Below are 15,051 nucleotides of genomic sequence, written 5' to 3'. Positions count from 1 at the left end.
AGAACCGAGGGGGACCCGCCAATGAACATGATCGCACCCATCAGGAGCGCCGACGCCAGGGAAAGCGTCTTCGGCCGGCTCCATGTCCTGATCGCCAGTCGACCGGCATCACCGGATGCCGCGCGCGTCGAGGCCCGACAACTGATCTCCATGGCGATGGCCGACACTTGGCAGGCCGACAGCCTCTGGGGCGCGGTGGACGCCTTTCACATCCATTTCGATTTCATGATGCAAACCATCGAGATCAATGGCGCCGACGATCCGAACCTCCGGATCCTGCGCACGAAATGCCGTTTCTACCTGGAGCAGGTCGAAGCGCTGTGCCAGTCGATGAGCTGCTGATCGATCGCTATCCGCGCGAGGGCCCATCGCACCATCGTTTCGCCCCAGGACCCGCGCTAATTGCGCAGGTTGAAGACGAACGGCGCCGTCCGGCTTTGGCGCCCGCCAAGTTCAGGCGGAGGTGCCGGCACGGTAGCACCCTGGAGCACGGACAGTGCTGCCCGATCCAGGTCGGCATTGCCTGAGGAACGGGTCAACCTGGCGGCCAGAACCCGGCCGGATGAGTCGACCGTGAACGTGACGTAGGCACTGCCTTCGGCGCGTCGGGCTCTCGCCGCACTCGGATAGCGCGTGTGCCGATTGATCCATGAACGCAGTTTTGAATCCCATTTGCTGGAGTCGCCGGATCGCCCCGTCGCTTCCGCCGACTTCGGCGCGGCTGTCTTGGCCGCTGGCTTGGCATCGGCGCTGGCAGCGGTCACCGTCTTGGGCGGTGCCGTCTTTTCCTTCTTCGGCTTGGGCTTGTCGACAGGCTTTTTGGCCTTGGCCTCGACCTGTTTCTTTTGCTTTGGCGTCTCGATCGGCTTCGCCTGCGGCAACGGAATGACTACCTCCGGGGCGACAGCCTCGACAATGTCCGGGACCACCTCGTCCAGTGGTGGCTGATCGACCTGCTCCGTCTTTTCGATCTGGGTGGGCTCGATCTCGTCGGGCGCAACCGCTTCCGGCTGTTCGGTAACCGGTTCCGCCTTCTCGACCTGTTCAGGCGCTGGCTCCGTCGTCGGTGTTGGCGTTGGCTCGCTCTGGTCAGGCATCACTGCGTCCAGTGCCGCGACCTCTTCCTCCACGGCCGGCATCACCGTCATCGGTGCCATCTCGATCACCTGGGCCGGTGGCGGACCGCCATCCGCTTCATTGACCATGCTGAAGGTCTGCACGGCATAGGCAACCGCGACATGGGCTCCAAGGATAAGCGTCGCCGCCCCCGCCCAAAGACCAAGATCGCGCCAGCCGAAGCGCGATAGTTGCATCGTGGGCAAGGCGGCGGACTGCGTCATGGCGCGGCAGCTCCCGCTTGTGCCGGTGCATCGGCCGTGGACCCCGTCTCCAGGCCCACCAGCGCGATCTTCAGATAGCCGGCGCCGCGCAACAGGTTCATGGCCTCCATCAGGTCGCCATAGGCGACCGCCTTGTCGGCGCGCAGGAAGATGCGCGTCTGCTTGTCGCCCTTGGTCTTGGCTTCCAGCGTCGCCGCGAAGGCCGGGCGCGGCACGGTGTCATTGCCGATCGCCAGCGTGAGATCGTCCTTCAAGGTCAGGAACAGCGGCGTTTCGGGCCGGGGCGCGGGCGTCGCCGTCGACCCCGGCAGGTCGACATTGACGTCAACCGTCGCCAGCGGCGCGGCGACCATGAAGATGATCAGCAGCACCAGGATGACATCGATGAAGGGCGTGACGTTGATCTCGTGGTTCTCCTCGAGATCGTCATCCATGGTCTGTCGGATTCTGCTTCCCATGGTGTCGCCCCGCTACGCCGCCGCCAGGGCTGTCGTTGGCGAGACAGCGCGGAAATCCAGGTCGCGGCTGACCAGCCGTTCGACGCCCGCCGAGGCGTCGGCGAGGATCTGCCGGTAGCCGGCTATCGAGCGGGCGAAGACGTTGTAGATCACCACCGCCGGAATTGCCGCGACGAGACCCATCGCGGTGGCGAGCAGCGCCTCGGCGATGCCCGGCGCGACCACGGCGAGATTGGTGGTCTGCGCCTGCGAGATGCCGATGAAGGCATTCATGATGCCCCAGACGGTGCCGAACAGGCCGACGAACGGCGCGGTGGAGCCGATCGTCGCCAGCACGCCGGTGCCGCGCGACATGCGCCGCGACGCCGCCGCCTCGATGCGCGACAGGCGCGAGGTGACGCGTTCCTTCAGTCCGTCGCCGCCGACGTGGTCGAGCGCGCCGGCCGAGAGCGCGGTCTCTTCTTCAGCCGCCTTGACCAGAAGCGCGCCGGGACCGCCGCTGCGGTCGAGCGCGCGGCTGGCCTGCTTCAGCGTCGCGGCATCGCCAATCGCGCGCACGGCACGGCGGATACGAAGCTTGCCACCGAAAATCTCCAGCGATTTGGCCAGCCATATCGTCCAGGTGACGAGCGAGGCGAAGGCCAGCCCGATCATCACCGTCTTCACGATGATGTCGGCGGCCATGAACATGCCCCATGGCGACAAATCGTGCGGCAGGTTCAGCTCCATGGCCCCCGCGGGCGCGGCTCCGGCAGGCGCCGCCGTGGCCGGCTGGCCAACTGGCTGCGCGGGCGCCATCGTGGCTGGTGTGGCGGCAGCGGCAGGGGCCTCGGCCGCGGGAGCAGTACCGGCCGGTTGCTCCTGGGCCACGGCGCCGCCGCCTGCCAGGATCACCGATGCGACCAACGCCGCCAACAAACGAGTTCTATACAAAAGCTTCTTCCTTGTTCTCGCAGCGACCAGCCGCTTCCTATTGCGCCACCGCGTCAGATCTCGTCACTGCACATAGCCGACGGGTTGTCCGGTGACCGGGTGCGCGAACACGCCCATCTCCACGCCGAAAATGCCTTTCAGCATGTCGCCCCGCATGATTTCGCCCGGCGGCCCGCGCGTCAGCAGCTTGCCCTCCTTCAGTGCGATCAGCTCGTCGCAATAGCGCGCCGCCATGTTGGGATCGTGCAGCACGACGACGACGCAGAGGTCGCGCTTGCGGCTGAGTTCCTTGACCAGCCCCAGCACCTCGACCTGGTGGGCGATGTCGAGTGCGGAGATCGGTTCGTCGAGCAGCATCACGCCGGCGTTCTGCGCCACCAGCATGGCAAGCCACGCGCGCTGGCGCTCGCCGCCGGACAATTCATCGACCAGACGGTCGGCGAAGCCTTCCATGTCGGTCAGCACAAGCGCCTCCTCGACATGCCGCCTGTCCTCCCCGCTGAAGCGGCCAAGCGCGCCATGCCAGGGATAACGCCCGAGCGCCGCCAGTTCGCGCACCGTGAGGCCCGTCGCCGCCGGCGTCGTCTGCGGCAGATAGGCGAGCGCGCGGGCGAGCTCGCGAGCGCCCCATTGCGGCAACGGCCGCCTGGCGAAGGTGATGGCGCCGGAGCTTGCCGGCTGCTGGCGCGCCAGCAGCTTGATCAGCGTCGACTTGCCCGAGCCGTTGTGACCGATCAGCCCGTAGACGCGCGAGCGCTGCAGTTCGAGCGAGACAGGGCCAAGCAGCGTCCGCTCTCCGACGGCAAACCGCACCGCGTCGATATGGAAGGCGGTCTCGGCTCCAGCCACGGTCATGGTGTCTCCAGTGCGGCCACCCGCATTTCCAATTTCTGGCCTCGGCAGTCCAATGTCCGGTTGACTATGAAACATGAGCTTACTAGTCAACATTTAAGATGACTGCAACAATCAACAAATCATCCCGGCCGTCGATCTCGCGGCCAGAATCAGAAAAATGAAGCCCGGACTGGCATATTGCCCTCGCTGCGCCGCCACCTGTAAGCAGCGCCCAGCGATGACGGCCGGTGCATGTTCCATCCCCCCGCCCATCAAGACAGTATGCGGTTCACTGCGATGATCAGACGTTTCCTTGCCTACTACGCGCCCTGGAAGGGCTTGTTCGCGCTCGACTTCTCCTGCGCCGTGCTCGCCGGCCTGCTCGAGCTCGGCTTTCCGATGGCGGTGCGCACCTTCGTCGACCAGCTTCTGCCGCAACAGGACTGGACGTTGATCATCATCGCCTCGCTCGGGCTTTTGCTGATCTATCTGCTCAACACCGCGCTGATGGCTGTCGTCACCTATTGGGGCCACATGCTCGGCATCAACATCGAGACCGAGATGCGGCGCAAGAGCTTCGACCATCTGCAGAAACTGTCGTTCCGCTTCTACGACAACCACAAGACCGGCCATCTCGTCGGCCGCGTCACCAAGGACCTAGAGGAGATCGGTGAGATCGCCCATCACGGCCCCGAGGACCTGTTCATCGCCATCATGACCTTCGCCGGCGCCTTCGTGCTGATGTTCACGGTCAACATGCACCTGGCGCTGATCACAGCGGTGATCGTGCCCGTGATCGCCTGGGTGACGATGCGTTATGGCGACCGCATGGAGCGCAACTGGCAGGCGCTCTACGGTCGCGTCGGCGATTTCAACGTGCGCATCGAGGAGAATGTCGGCGGCATGCGCGTCGTCCAGGCCTTCGCCAATGAGGAGCATGAGCGCGCCCTGTTCGCGCATGACAACCAGCGCTACCGCCAGACCAAGCTCGACGCCTACCGCATCATGTCCGCCTCGAACTCGCTGAACTATATGGGCATCAGGCTAATCCAGCTCGTGGTGATGATCGCCGGCAGCTACCTGGTCATCACGGGGAGCCTCAGCAATGGCGGCTTCGTCGGCTTTCTGCTCCTGGTCGGTGTCTTCGTGCGGCCGATCGAGAAGATCAATTCGGTGATCGAGACCTATCCCAAGGGCATTGCCGGCTTCCGCCGCTATACGGAACTGCTCGACACCGAGCCCGACATCGCCGACCGGCCCAACGCCGTGGCCGTCAGCGGGCTCAAGGGCGACATCGAATACCGCGATGTCAGCTTCGGCTATGGCGACGGCAAGCCGGTGCTGCAACATGTCGACCTGACGATCCGCGCCGGCGAGACCATTGCCTTCGTCGGTCCATCCGGCGCCGGCAAGACCACCATCTGCTCGCTGCTGCCGCGTTTCTACGAGGTCGGCACCGGCCGGATCAGCATCGACGGCATCGACATCAGGGACATGACACTGGCCTCGCTGCGCGGCCAGATCGGCATCGTCCAGCAGGATGTGTTCCTGTTCGGCGGCTCGGTTCGCGAAAACATCGCCTATGGCCGGCTCGGCGCTTCGGACGAGGCGATCGCCGACGCCGCGCGGCGGGCACAGCTCGACGGCATGATCTCGGGCCTGCCGGCCGGCTATGACACGGTCATCGGTGAGCGTGGCGTGAAACTGTCAGGCGGCCAGAAACAGCGGCTGGCGATCGCCCGCATGTTCCTGAAGAATCCACCGATCCTGATCCTCGACGAGGCAACCTCGGCGCTGGACACCCAGACCGAGCGCGAGATCCAGAAGGCGCTGGCCGAACTGGCGCAAGGCCGCACCACGCTGGTCATCGCGCACCGGCTGGCGACGATCCGTGGCGCCGATCGCATCGTCGTCGTCTCGGAGACCGGCATCGTCGAGCAGGGCTCGCATCAGGAGCTGATCCATGCCGATGGCGTCTACCGGCGCCTGCATGACGCCCAGCATCTGGTATCGGCGCATTGAACGATTATGGTTGGTCAAAACCGGGAGCCGTCAATGATCAACGCAACGCCCTTCGACTATCCCTATGACGGCAGGCTGGTGGCCGAAAACACGGCACTGGTCGTCATCGATCTGCAGCAGGATTTCCTGTCCACGACGGGCTATTTCGCCAAACAGGGATATGACCCCTCGCCGCTGCGGGCGATCCTGCCCACCGTGAACCTGCTGATATCAGCCGCGCGCGGAGCTGGCGTGAGGGTCATCCACACGAGGCAGGGTTATCGCGCCGACATGGCCGACATGACGCCCTACGAGAAATGGCGCCGCAAGCGCTCCGGCCTCGACGGCACTGACATCCTGCTGCGCTCCGGCGCGGGGTTCCAGATCGTCCCGGAAATCGACGTCACGCCTGATGACATCATCGTCGACAAGACCTGCAACAGCGCCTTCACCTATACGGACTTCGAGCTTGTGCTGCGCGCGCAAGGCATCACGCATCTCATGTTTTCGGGATGCACGACCGATGTCTGCGTCCACACCACGCTGCGCGAAGCCTGCGACCGCAATTTTCAGTGCCTGACGATCTCGGACGCCTGCGCCAGCGGCGACAGACAAGCCCATGAGGCAGCCCTGCACATGGTGACGGTCGAGGACGGCGTCTTCGGGGTATTGGCCGATTCAGCCGCCGTCATCGAGGGCCTGTCGCGGCTTGGCGACAGGCGGGGCGCGACAGACGATTGATCGGCTTCAGCCGGCAGCCCGCGTCCCCAGCCCTGCCCGAGGCGCATAGGCCCCAGGCTGGAAGGCATCATGGTCTTCGCGGCGCGCCAGGGAATTGCGCAACAGGGCGATGGTCTCCCTGCCGACCGTCGCGATCTCGCGCGGCGTGTCGACGCCAATGATCATGAATTCTTCGATCCCGAGCCCGGCATAGGCAAGCAGCGACAGGGCGGCTTGAGCTGGCGGGCCAGACAGATCGACCGCCTTGTAGCCGGCGGCGGATGCGCCTTGATGGATCCTCACCGGAAGCGCGAAGCGCAGCTTGCCGGCCCGGCCATGTTCGGCGGCGGCACCGCGCACCCGCTCCATCAGCTGCCGGACCTCATCAATCGAGCCCGGTGCCAGTTCGAAGACATCGGCATGCCGCCCGGCCACCTTCAGGGCCGTTCCCGATTGGCCGCCCATGCGGATGACAAGGTCGGCGCCATGCGGACCCTTGCGCTCGATATAGCCGCCCTTGATGCTGTAGAAGGCGCCTTCATGGTCGAAAGGCCGGTCGTTCGACCAAAGCCGCTTCAAAAGCACCAGATATTCGTCGATGCGCTGCCAGATCACGCCATGTCCGACGGGCCGCGTCTCGGCGTCGTCGTCGTTCAATGGCTCGCTGATCATCCGAAGCGCCAGCCGTCCGCCGCTCTCCCTGTCGATCGACGCCAGCTGGCGGGCCGCCACCGTCGGTTCGATCACGCCGGCCCAATGGGTCAGCACCACTTCCAGCGACGCGGTGCGATTGAGCACCTGGGCACCAAGATCCATATTGGTCAGCAGTCCGGCCGGATCGTCGACGACGATCTTCTGGAAGCCGCCATCCTCGATCAGCCCGAGCTTGGTGGCGGTCTCGGCAAAATCGTAGAAGAAGGGAACGGCGGCCTCAGTGGACTTGCCCGGGACATGGGTGAATTCGATCGGCATTGTCATCTCCTCCATCGCTGGAATCATGGATGCTGTGAAATGCGAACCCACGGTCGCGCGCAAACGCACCGGGATCCGGTTCATTCAACTCCGATTGCCTGAAGACAGTGGGGAAACTAACCCCTGCCGGTCCGACGCCTTAGGGAATGAGGCCCAGAACGACGGCCCCGGTGAACACGAACGCAAGGGCAAAGACGAGATAGGCGAAAGCTCCGGCATAGGCCGGGCGAAAGGTCTGGGCATTGGCCAGCCTCTGGCCGCTGCTGTCAGTCTGAGCGTTCTGGATATACGACATATCGACCTCCGTCTCGCCCGTTAATCTATAAAACTTGTAGACTTTGTCGATTGCTATTTTATGCCATTTGTTGGAATGAATTTCTCAATATCTTGGAAGGATCGGTATTTTCAACCAGGATTTAGCGTATCCGGGTCTGTTCGTCCGACGCAAAAAGCCAGCCGGATCACCGGCTTGCGATGTTCTTCAGGTCCATCGGCGGGTCATCGGCCCGCCAGCAGATGCTTGATGAACAGATTGAACAGTTCCGTCTGGCTGGAAATGTCGAGTTTGGCATAGATGTGCTTGCGATGGATCTTCACCGTGCCCTCGGCGATCTCAAGGATGCGGCCGATCGACATAGAGGAATGGCCGCGCAGGATCAGGCTGACGATGCCTTGCTCGCGCCGCGTCAGCCGCGACGGCGCGAAGGTCTCGAACGCCTGTTCGACATCCTGGCCGGTAGGCTGCTGGACCGGTTCGTTGTCCGAACCGGCCGGCGCCAGATGCTCCCAATGCCGTTGCGCCAGGCTGGTCACCATCGGCGCCGTCCGCTGCAGCCGCTCGAAATCCTTCTCGCAGAAAGCCGGGCTGCCATTCGCCCGCAGCAGCGAATAGGCGATGTAGAAGCTGCCCTGGACCGGAACGAGGAAGACGATCTCCTCCGCCAGCGTACCCGATTCCATCGAAATGCAGGGATGCACGTCGGGCGAATTGTAATATTCGCCCTCGAAGAAGGCGTCCGGCGCCAGGTCGACGAGGCGATGCAGCCCTTGCGGCGCGCGGCGCAGGCAGGCCGAATAGACGGCATCGAGCAGATAGGTGCCGTTGAGGTAATTGGTCATGATCTGGGTCGAGGACACCGCGCCCAGCCCATCATGCAGGAACATCGGCCGGTCGCGGCCGGGATAGGCGAACGCACAGCTGAGATCAAAGGGGGCTACCCCGCGCAAGGCGTTATCGAGCCTTGCGGCAAATCCCGGTTTTCCGATCAGCGGCACCAACTCCGGCAAGGCGTCATGCCAGCCCGCCAGCGCCGCCATCTCCAGTGAACCCATCCTCGCTTCCTTGCCTGCATATCCTGCGCGTTGCGGTTCGCGCGGAACATATCTCCTTGGGGATATATACGCTGGCGACGTGCTCTTGAACTATGCCCCGATCGCAAGAGAGCGAAGCGGCCACGCTTCGCTGGAGAAGAAGGGGAACAGCGATGACAGAGCAAGCAATGGAGCGCGGCACGGCCGGCGTTACCTATCAGACCGTCGACAAGCAGTATTTCGAACAGCGCCAATTGCAGCGCCACGCCGGCCTGTTCTCGCTGTGGATGATGGGCGTCGGCGCCGTGGTGGCCGGCGAATATTCCGGCTGGAACATCGGCCTCGCGCAAGGAGGCTTCGGCGGCATGCTGCTGGCCGCGCTGATCATCGGCTTCATGTATATCTGCCTGTGCTGCTCGATCGGCGAGATGAGCGCCGCCTTGCCGCATACTGGCGGCGCCTATTCCTTCTCGCGCACCGCGCTCGGTCCCTGGGGCGGCTTCACAACCGGCCTTGCCGAGAACATCGAGTTTGTGCTGGCGCCGGCCGCCAACATGTTCTTCATGAGCTCCTATCTCGCCGCGATCTTCGGCACGCCGCAAAGCGCGCTGCCGTTGTGGTGGGTGGCTGGCTACGTCGTCATGCTCGGCCTGTCGCTGCGCGGCCTCGAACTATCGATGAAGGTGGTGATCTATGTGACCGTCGCGGCGATCGCCGTGCTTGTGTTCTTCTTCGTCGTCGCCATCCCGCATGTCGACTTCTTCAGATACGCGCTGAACATCGGCGCGGCGGCGGACGGTCCGGCGGCACTGGCGGACGGCAATGGTCCCTGGTTGCCCTTCGGCTTCACCGGCGTGATGCTGGCCCTGCCCTTCGGCGTCTACATGTTCCTGGCCGTCGAACAGCTGCCGCTGACGGCGGAGGAGGCCAAGAACCCCACCCGCGACATGCCGCGTGCGCTGATCCTGTCGATCGTGACGCTGATCGCGCTGGCACTCGGCGTTCTGTTCTTCAGCGCTTCGATCCCGCATGGCGCGCACGCCATGGGCTCTTCCGGCGAACCTCTGCTTGACGGCTTCCGCACCATCTTCGGCGACGGCTGGGCCAAGCTTTTGGCTTCGGTCGCGGTGCTCGGCCTTGCCGCCAGCTTCTTCGCCGGCAGTTTTGCCTCCGGCCGCAATATCTACTCCCTGTCGCGCGCCGGCTATCTGCCAACGGCACTTTCGGTGACCGGCGCCCGCACCAAGACACCCAATCGGGCGCTTGCCACCGGCTCCGCCATGGCGCTGCTGATGCTGCTCGTGGTCTGGTATCTCGGCGGCGAGAACAATGTCGCCTTCATGGGCGGCTTCCTGGTCTCGATGATCGTCTTCGCCGGGATGGTGTCCTACATCCTGCAGAGCATCGCATACCTGCGCCTGCGCACGCTCTATGCCTCGATTGCCCGACCCTTCGTCAGCCCGCTCGGCAAGTTCGGCGCCTACGCCACGATCCTGATCTGCATCGTGACGTTGGCCTACCAGTTCTTCGATCCGCTCTACCGCTGGGCGGCGATCGCGGCGGCGGTGTGGTATGCGATCGGCCTCGCCTACTTCGCCTTCTACCGCCGCCATCGCCTGGTGCTGTCACCGGAAGAGGAATTCGCTGTCTCCGGTGGCTCCCTTGGCCATCCCGAGCGCGAGGGATAGCATTGCGATCGAAGACGAAAAGCCACTGAAACGGGACGGGAGTAAGAAGCATGGGCACAAGACTGGCGGGCAAGGTCGCCATTATCTCGGGCGGCGCGACGGGAATGGGCGGGGCGGCCTCGGAGCTGTTCGCGGCCGAAGGCGCCAAGGTGGCGATCATCGACCGCAATGGCGAGGCGGCCGCGGCAACGGCGGCGGCGATCCGCGCGCGGGGACACATAGCCGAGCATTTTGTCGCCGACGTATCCGACGAAGCCCAGGTCGAAGCGGCGGTAAAGGGCGCGACGGAGAAACTCGGGCCGGCCACGGTGCTGTTCAACCATGCCGGCACCATTGTGATAAAGCCGTTCCTGGAGACGACCGTGCAGGAATGGGACTGGCTGCATGCCGTCAATGTCCGCTCCATGTTCCTGATGACCCGCGCCGTGCTGTCCGGCATGATCGCGGCCGGCGGCGGCTCGATCGTCTGCACCTCGTCGATCTCGGCGGTGGCGGCGACACCGATGGAAGTGCTCTACGACACCACCAAGGGCGCCTGCCACATGTTCGCCCGCGCCATCGCCGTCGAGTTCCGCGACCGCAACATCCGCTGCAACGCCGTCTGCCCCGGCTTTATCAGGACGCCGCATGGACTGCGCGAGGTCGCCGACCTCGGCAAGCTTGGCGTCGACGTTTCCGATGCGGCACTCGCCGCGCAGCAGGGCCGCATCGGCGAGCCTGAGGAGGTGGCGAAGGCAGCGCTGTATCTGGCCAGCGACGAGTCGAGCTTCGTCAACGGCGCGCATCTGTTCGTCGACAATGGCTTTACGGCGATGTGAGGCTTCTCAGGGACAGCTTGGCGCCTTCCTCTCCCCCGTCGATCGGGGGAGAGGAAAAGACGCCAAGCCCTCTAGCGCTCTTCCCTTCGGAACGGCTTGAGCAGCGCCGACGGCGCCACCGCGTTGCGCGACATGAAGGCCATCGCGACGATCGTGAAGATGAAGGGCAGCATCAGGAATGCTTCGTAGGGTATATGCCCGAGCCCGCTCGCCTGCATGCGCAGTTGCAGCGCATCGACGAAGGCGAACAGCAGCGCGGCACCCGCCGAGCGCCACGGGTCCCAGCGGCCGAACACGACCAGCGCGATCGCCACCCAGCCACGCCCCGACACCACACCGAAAGTGAAGGCGTTGAACTGCGCCATCGACAGGAACGCGCCAGCCAGCCCCATCAGCGCACCGCCGAGGATGACGGCCTGGAAACGCGTGGCAATGACGCTGACGCCAGCCGAATCGGCCGCGCGAGGGTTCTCGCCGACCATGCGCACCGACAGGCCCCAGGGCGTGCGGTAGAGCACGAAGGCGGCGAGCGGGATGGCCAGGATCGCCATGTAGACCAGCGCGAACTGGTTGAACACGGCCGGCCCGAGCACCGGAATATCGGAGAGGACCGGGATCGGCAGCGTCTGGAAACCCTTGATGCTTGGAGGCACCGATTGCTGGCCGAAGATCAGCCGGTAGAGGAAATAGGCGAGGCCCGATGAGAACAGCGTCACGCCAATGCCGCAGACATGCTGGCTGAGGCCGAGCGCCACCGTGAACAGCGCATGCAGCGCACCCATCAGCATGCCGGTCAGCACCGCCACCAGCACGCCCAGCCACAGGCTGCCGCTCAGGCTGGTGGCGGTGAAGCCGGTCATGGCGCAGAGCAGCATGATGCCTTCGATGCCGAGATTGAGCACGCCCGCCCGCTCGGAGAACATCTCGCCCAGCGTGGCGAAGGCCAGCGGCGTGGCGATGCGGATGATGGCGGCCAGGAAACCGACCTGAAAAATCTGTTCGAACACCGCGCTCATGAGGCTGTCCCCACGCGGCGGATGCGGTAGGCGGTGAACAGCAGCGCCACCAGCATGGCGAGCAGCGCTGTCCCCTGGATGACATCGCTGAGGAAGGCCGGCACGCCCGTTGCCCGCGACATCGCCTCGGCACCGGTCATCACGGCGGCGAGGAAGATCGCGGCCGGCACCACGCCCAACGGATTGAGCCGCGCCAGCATGGCGACGACGATGCCGGAATAGCCGTAGCCCGGCGAGATATCGCTCATCACCTGGAAATGCACGCCGCCGACTTCGCCGACGCCGGCAAGCCCAGCCAGCGCACCCGACAGCAGCGCGGTCGAGAGCAGAACGCGTTCGACATGGATGCCGCCATAGCGTGCGGCTTCCGGATTTTCGCCGGTGACCCTGATCCTGAAACCAAGCGTCGTGCGCGCGATCAGGAACCAGATCAGAGGTGCGGCGATCAGCGCCACCACGACGCCGAGATGCAGGCGCGTGCCTTCGATCAGCACCGGAAAGTTGGCCGAATCCTCGATCGGCGGCGAGATCGGATAGCCGCTGAAACTATCCTTCCACGGCCCTTCGATCAGCGCCATCAGGGCGTAGTAGATGACCGAATTGAGCAGCAGCGAGCTGACCACATCGTCAACCTTGAACTTGACCCGCAGCGTGGCGGGCACGAGGGCGACGGCAGCACCAGCGGCGGCACCTGCGATAGCCATCAGCAGCATGGCGAGCGGCCCCGGCATCGGGATCGCGCCGACGAAGCAGCTGGCGACCGCGCCGGCCAGCAATTGCCCTTCAGCGCCGATGTTCCAGAATTTGGCACGGAAGGCGACGGCGACCGCCAGCCCGGTGAAGATCATCGGTGCGGCGCGCACCAGCGTTTCGGTGATCGCATAGCTGTCGCCGAGCGAGGCCGTGAACATCACCCCATAGGATTCCAGCACGCCGGCGCCGGCCAGCGCGATGAGGCCGCTGCACAGGACAAGAGTGGCGCCGATCGCCAGCAGCGGCAGCGCCAGATTGAACCAGGCGGGCGTGGAGGTGCGGACTTCCAGGCGAAACATCAGCCGTGGCCCCCCGCCGGGTCCGTGGAACAAGGATTCTTACGAAGAGGGACCCCCACCCCTAACCCCTCCCCACAAGGGGAAGGGGGACTTTGGCAGGCGCCGGCCACAGCAGAATAGCGGACGTCTGGGCTTCCTAGATGAATGAAAGGTACGCGGCCGCATCCCCCTCCCCCTTGTGGGGGTCCGAAGGACGGGCGAGACCCGTGGCTCGCCCCGGCAGGGTTAGGGGTGGGGGTCCGCTTCACAAAAAAATCCATCCGATCTAGCCCCTCCCCTCCGCCCCGGTCATCATCAGGCCGAGCCGCGCGATCGTCGCATCGGCGCTGTCGAGCGTGCCGACGATGCGGCCTTCATACATCACCGCGATGCGGTCGCAGAGCACCAGCAGCTCTTCGAGATCCTCGCCGATGACGATGATGCCGCAGCCCTTGGTCCGCATGTCGAGGAATTTTTCGTGGATGAAGCGGGCGGCACCGATGTCGAGGCCGCGCGTCGGCTGGGAAACGATCAGCACCTTCGGATCGAAGGCGAGCTCGCGGGCCAGAAGCGCCTTTTGCAGATTGCCGCCGGACAGCGCCCCGGCGCGGGTCATCGGCCCGGGACATCTGATGTCATAGGCCTTGATCTGCGCTTCGGCGAAGGCGCGGATCGCATCCGGCTTGAGCAGGCCCTTGGCTGAAAAGGAGGCGGTGCCGATGCGCGGCAGCACCATGGAATCGGCGAGCGGCAGATTGGTGACCAGGCCAGTCGTCATGCGGTCTTCCGGGATGCGGCCGAGGCCAAGCGCCTGCACCTCGCGCGGCGAGAACCGCGACACAATCTGGCCGGCGATCGTCATCCGGCCGGCATCGGGCGCGCGCACGCCGGAGATCACCTCGGCCAGCGCCCGCTGGCCATTGCCCGACACGCCGGCGATGCCGAGGATTTCACCGGCGCGAACGGCAAGCGACACATCGCGCAGCACGGTGCCTGAATGACGCGAGGTGGAAATGCCGTCGAGCGTCAGCACATCGGCACCGGGCGTCGACGCGCCCCTTGCCGGCGGTACGATTTCGTGGCCGCACATCAGTTGTGCCATCGCCGCCGACGTGGTGTTGGCGGGATCGTCGACACGGCCCGCGACACGGCCGTGCCGAAGCACGGTGCAGCGATGGGTGAGCGCCCGCACCTCGTTGAGCTTGTGCGAGATGAAGATGATGCCGAGGCCCTGTGCCGCCATCGAGCGCAGCGCTGAAAACAGTCCGTCGACCTCACTTGGCGCGAGCACCGCCGTCGGCTCGTCGAGGATCAAGAGCCTGGCGCCGCGAAACAGCGCCTTGACGATCTCCAGCCGCTGCTGTTCGCCGACCGACAGCGCCGAAACCGGCAGATCGGGATCAAGCGTCAGCCCGTGCTGGCGGCTGATTTCTGCCAACCGCGCCAGCCCGCCGGCGCGATCGATCCGCCCCGATTTTCCCGGGATACCGATGAGCAGATTTTCCAGGACCGTCAGTCTTGGCGCCAGATGAAAATGCTGGTGCACCATGCCGATGCCAGCGGCCAGCGCATCGGCCGAACTGGTGATCCTCACTGGCTGGCCCTGGATGAGGATTTCGCCGGCGTCCGGCGCGTAGGCACCGAACAGCACGTTCATCAGCGTCGTCTTGCCGGCGCCGTTCTCGCCCAGCAGGCCGAGGATCTCGCCCGGCGCGACAATGAGGTCAACGGCCTCGTTCGCCTTGACGGCGCCGAAGCTCTTGGTGATGCCGCGCATTTCGATGAGTGGGGCGGGCGTCGGCAAGGATACTCCTGATCGCTTCACGATTCAGCTTTGACCGATAGGGTTGCGCTGTACCCCCCTCTGCCCTGCCGGGCATCTCCCCCTCAAGGGGGGAGATCGAATGTCACTTTCGGATCTCGCCAATT

15 protein-coding genes are annotated in these 15,051 nt (G+C 64.8%); 5 read left to right on the top strand and 10 right to left on the bottom strand.

What is annotated here, in order from left to right; translation table 11 throughout:
- Window positions 1-21 precede the first annotated feature (21 nt).
- On the top strand, window positions 22-342 hold the full coding sequence (locus AC07UC_RS06465; protein ID WP_140775984.1) for a hypothetical protein: 321 nt from the start codon (window positions 22-24) through the stop codon (window positions 340-342).
- Window positions 343-398: 56 nt separating this feature from the next.
- On the opposite strand, the gene AC07UC_RS06460 is transcribed toward AC07UC_RS06465, so the two are convergent.
- The 4 genes from AC07UC_RS06460 to AC07UC_RS06445 form a co-directional block, all read right to left on the bottom strand.
- Window positions 399-1,340, bottom strand: a complete 942-nt coding sequence (locus tag AC07UC_RS06460) for an energy transducer TonB family protein (protein WP_494904718.1) — start codon at window positions 1,338-1,340, stop codon at window positions 399-401.
- The gene (gene exbD / locus AC07UC_RS06455) at window positions 1,337-1,798 is read right to left on the bottom strand and encodes a TonB system transport protein ExbD (protein WP_494904717.1); all 462 of its coding nucleotides are present in this window, start codon (window positions 1,796-1,798) and stop codon (window positions 1,337-1,339) included. The genes AC07UC_RS06460 and exbD overlap by 4 nt, the downstream gene beginning before the upstream one ends.
- A 12-nt stretch (window positions 1,799-1,810) precedes the next feature.
- Window positions 1,811-2,731, bottom strand: a complete 921-nt coding sequence (gene exbB / locus AC07UC_RS06450; RefSeq protein WP_494904716.1) for a tonB-system energizer ExbB — start codon at window positions 2,729-2,731, stop codon at window positions 1,811-1,813.
- Window positions 2,732-2,794: 63 nt separating this feature from the next.
- Window positions 2,795-3,586, bottom strand: coding sequence for an ATP-binding cassette domain-containing protein (locus tag AC07UC_RS06445; RefSeq protein ID WP_494904715.1), 792 nt, complete (start codon window positions 3,584-3,586; stop codon window positions 2,795-2,797).
- A 276-nt stretch (window positions 3,587-3,862) separates the two neighbouring features.
- On the opposite strand from AC07UC_RS06445, the gene AC07UC_RS06440 reads away from it, so the two are divergent.
- Together AC07UC_RS06440 and AC07UC_RS06435 are read left to right on the top strand one after the other, a co-directional pair.
- The gene (locus AC07UC_RS06440) at window positions 3,863-5,587 is read left to right on the top strand and encodes an ABC transporter ATP-binding protein (RefSeq protein WP_494904714.1); all 1,725 of its coding nucleotides are present in this window, start codon (window positions 3,863-3,865) and stop codon (window positions 5,585-5,587) included.
- Between the two features lie 33 nt (window positions 5,588-5,620).
- The gene (locus AC07UC_RS06435) at window positions 5,621-6,307 is read left to right on the top strand and encodes a cysteine hydrolase family protein (protein ID WP_494904712.1); all 687 of its coding nucleotides are present in this window, start codon (window positions 5,621-5,623) and stop codon (window positions 6,305-6,307) included.
- Between the two features lie 6 nt (window positions 6,308-6,313).
- Here the strand turns inward: AC07UC_RS06435 and AC07UC_RS06430 are convergent, their stop codons facing one another.
- The 3 genes from AC07UC_RS06430 to AC07UC_RS06420 form a co-directional block, all read right to left on the bottom strand.
- Complete coding sequence (locus AC07UC_RS06430; protein WP_494904710.1) at window positions 6,314-7,258, bottom strand: LLM class flavin-dependent oxidoreductase; 945 nt, start codon at window positions 7,256-7,258, stop codon at window positions 6,314-6,316.
- A 139-nt stretch (window positions 7,259-7,397) separates the two neighbouring features.
- The gene (locus tag AC07UC_RS06425) at window positions 7,398-7,553 is read right to left on the bottom strand and encodes a hypothetical protein (RefSeq protein ID WP_010912229.1); all 156 of its coding nucleotides are present in this window, start codon (window positions 7,551-7,553) and stop codon (window positions 7,398-7,400) included.
- A gap of 203 nt (window positions 7,554-7,756) precedes the next feature.
- On the bottom strand, window positions 7,757-8,590 hold the full coding sequence (locus AC07UC_RS06420) for a helix-turn-helix domain-containing protein (protein WP_494904708.1): 834 nt from the start codon (window positions 8,588-8,590) through the stop codon (window positions 7,757-7,759).
- A gap of 167 nt (window positions 8,591-8,757) precedes the next feature.
- On the opposite strand from AC07UC_RS06420, the gene AC07UC_RS06415 reads away from it, so the two are divergent.
- Together AC07UC_RS06415 and AC07UC_RS06410 are read left to right on the top strand one after the other, a co-directional pair.
- Window positions 8,758-10,257: an amino acid permease gene (locus AC07UC_RS06415; RefSeq protein WP_494908905.1), complete on the top strand. Its 1,500-nt coding sequence runs from the start codon at window positions 8,758-8,760 to the stop codon at window positions 10,255-10,257.
- A gap of 50 nt (window positions 10,258-10,307) precedes the next feature.
- Window positions 10,308-11,075, top strand: a complete 768-nt coding sequence (locus AC07UC_RS06410) for an SDR family NAD(P)-dependent oxidoreductase (RefSeq protein WP_494904706.1) — start codon at window positions 10,308-10,310, stop codon at window positions 11,073-11,075.
- 71 nt (window positions 11,076-11,146) lie between these two features.
- Here AC07UC_RS06410 and AC07UC_RS06405 read toward each other — a convergent pair whose 3' ends face one another.
- The 3 genes from AC07UC_RS06405 to AC07UC_RS06395 form a co-directional block, all read right to left on the bottom strand.
- Window positions 11,147-12,091: an ABC transporter permease gene (locus tag AC07UC_RS06405; RefSeq protein ID WP_140775994.1), complete on the bottom strand. Its 945-nt coding sequence runs from the start codon at window positions 12,089-12,091 to the stop codon at window positions 11,147-11,149.
- Entirely contained in the window at window positions 12,088-13,143 is a 1,056-nt protein-coding gene (locus tag AC07UC_RS06400) for an ABC transporter permease (RefSeq protein ID WP_202325422.1), read from the bottom strand. The genes AC07UC_RS06405 and AC07UC_RS06400 overlap by 4 nt, the downstream gene beginning before the upstream one ends.
- A gap of 265 nt (window positions 13,144-13,408) precedes the next feature.
- Entirely contained in the window at window positions 13,409-14,899 is a 1,491-nt protein-coding gene (locus tag AC07UC_RS06395) for an ABC transporter ATP-binding protein (protein WP_494908904.1), read from the bottom strand.
- Window positions 14,900-15,051 lie beyond the last annotated feature (152 nt).

The sequence above is a fragment of the Mesorhizobium sp. GW821-FHT04C10 genome, from assembly GCF_059420305.1.
Note: the sequence above shows the minus strand (reverse complement) of the source record. Positions and strands in the feature narration are given on the sequence as shown.

Bases quoted from the DNA above. Each gene is read 5' to 3' on its own strand.
- AC07UC_RS06465 (WP_140775984.1), top strand. From the start codon at position 22: ATGAACATGATCGCACCCATCAGGAGCGCCGACGCCAGGGAAAGCGTC.
- AC07UC_RS06460 (WP_494904718.1), bottom strand. From the start codon at position 1,340: ATGACGCAGTCCGCCGCCTTGCCCACGATGCAACTATCGCGCTTCGGC.
- exbD (WP_494904717.1), bottom strand. From the start codon at position 1,798: ATGGGAAGCAGAATCCGACAGACCATGGATGACGATCTCGAGGAGAAC.
- AC07UC_RS06445 (WP_494904715.1), bottom strand. From the start codon at position 3,586: ATGACCGTGGCTGGAGCCGAGACCGCCTTCCATATCGACGCGGTGCGG.
- AC07UC_RS06440 (WP_494904714.1), top strand. From the start codon at position 3,863: ATGATCAGACGTTTCCTTGCCTACTACGCGCCCTGGAAGGGCTTGTTC.
- AC07UC_RS06435 (WP_494904712.1), top strand. From the start codon at position 5,621: ATGATCAACGCAACGCCCTTCGACTATCCCTATGACGGCAGGCTGGTG.
- AC07UC_RS06430 (WP_494904710.1), bottom strand. From the start codon at position 7,258: ATGCCGATCGAATTCACCCATGTCCCGGGCAAGTCCACTGAGGCCGCC.
- AC07UC_RS06425 (WP_010912229.1), bottom strand. From the start codon at position 7,553: ATGTCGTATATCCAGAACGCTCAGACTGACAGCAGCGGCCAGAGGCTG.
- AC07UC_RS06420 (WP_494904708.1), bottom strand. From the start codon at position 8,590: ATGGGTTCACTGGAGATGGCGGCGCTGGCGGGCTGGCATGACGCCTTG.
- AC07UC_RS06415 (WP_494908905.1), top strand. From the start codon at position 8,758: ATGGAGCGCGGCACGGCCGGCGTTACCTATCAGACCGTCGACAAGCAG.
- AC07UC_RS06410 (WP_494904706.1), top strand. From the start codon at position 10,308: ATGGGCACAAGACTGGCGGGCAAGGTCGCCATTATCTCGGGCGGCGCG.
- AC07UC_RS06405 (WP_140775994.1), bottom strand. From the start codon at position 12,091: ATGAGCGCGGTGTTCGAACAGATTTTTCAGGTCGGTTTCCTGGCCGCC.
- AC07UC_RS06400 (WP_202325422.1), bottom strand. From the start codon at position 13,143: ATGTTTCGCCTGGAAGTCCGCACCTCCACGCCCGCCTGGTTCAATCTG.
- AC07UC_RS06395 (WP_494908904.1), bottom strand. From the start codon at position 14,899: ATGCGCGGCATCACCAAGAGCTTCGGCGCCGTCAAGGCGAACGAGGCC.